General features: G+C 68.2%; 1 protein-coding gene. It reads right to left on the bottom strand.

The annotated features are described in order from the left end of the window. The coding region (locus tag ABD901_RS58785) for a condensation domain-containing protein (RefSeq protein ID WP_345145128.1) at positions 1-765 on the bottom strand (765 nt) is incomplete at both ends.

The raw sequence follows: 765 nt of genomic DNA, 5'->3' as shown, positions 1-765 counted from the left end.
CTGCACGTGGGTCTGGCTCGCCGGTGACGTCGATCTTGTCCATGGAGAACTGGCCGGGCGGGTCGATCACCTGGTGCGGTGTCCCGTCGGCGTCGGTGACCAGCCGGGTCCGCAGAATCTCATGGCGCGCGATGATGGCGGTCAATGCGGCGGTCAACGCGGCGGAGTCGACCGGCCCGTCGAACGTGATCTCCATCGGCAGGTTGTAGTCGATCGCGCCCGGGTGCAGGTCCGCCAGGAACCACAGCCGCTGCTGGGCAAAGGACAGCGGCAGCGGGCGGTCGCGGTCGCACGGCGTGATGGGCGTGACCGCGACGCCGGTGGTGGTGGCATCGACGGCGGCGGCGAGGCGGTTGACGGTGGGATGGTCGAACAGGGCCGCGGTGGGCAGCTCGATGTCGAAGAGGGTCCGGATGCGGGTGATGACCTGCGTGCCGAGCAGGGAGTGGCCGCCGAGGTCGAAGAAGTTGTCGGTGATGCCGACGCGGTCGAGGTCGAGGAGGTCGGCCCAGATGCCGGTGAGGATTTCTTCGGTGGCGGTTCTGGGGGGTTGGTAGCCGCCGGATAGTTCGGGGCGGCTGGTGTCGGGTGCGGGCAGGGCGTTGCGGTCGAGTTTGCCGTTGGCGTTGGTCGGCAGCGCGGCGAGTTCGATGAAGATTGACGGGATCTGATGGTCTGTCAGTGTGCTGCGCAGGAAGGTGCGGAGTTCGTCGGCGGGTGGCAGGTCGCCGGTGGTGACGACGTAGGCGATCAGGCGGGTGTCGT

It is taken from the genome of Dactylosporangium darangshiense, from assembly GCF_039537565.1.
Lineage (GTDB): Bacteria > Actinomycetota > Actinomycetes > Mycobacteriales > Micromonosporaceae > Dactylosporangium > Dactylosporangium darangshiense.
Note: the sequence above shows the minus strand (reverse complement) of the source record. Positions and strands in the feature narration are given on the sequence as shown.